This is a genomic window from Halomonas sp. ND22Bw (assembly GCF_003011945.1).
Classification (GTDB): Bacteria; Pseudomonadota; Gammaproteobacteria; order Pseudomonadales; family Halomonadaceae; genus Halomonas; species Halomonas halophila.
In genome coordinates, this window is the sequence record NZ_PXWD01001650.1 from 1 (window position 1) to 241 (window position 241).

General features: G+C 66.4%; 1 pseudogene. It reads left to right on the forward strand.

The features are described 5' to 3' along the window. A pseudogene (locus tag CVH10_RS23865) lies at nucleotides 1-241 on the forward strand (chemotaxis protein CheA); the annotation flags it as partial.

The following is a 241-nucleotide window of genomic DNA, read 5'->3' on the forward strand; positions in this document are numbered from 1 at the left end:
TGGGCAAGCAGATCCGCCTGGACACCGTCGGCAAGGAAACCGAGCTGGACAAGGGCCTGATCGAGCGCATCATCGACCCGCTGACGCACCTGGTGCGCAACAGCCTCGACCACGGCATCGAGACACCCGAGGTGCGCGTGCGCAATGGCAAGGATGCGACCGGCCAGCTGCTGCTGTCCGCGCAGCACCATGGCGGCAACATCGTGATCGAGGTGAGCGACGACGGTGGCGGCCTCAACCG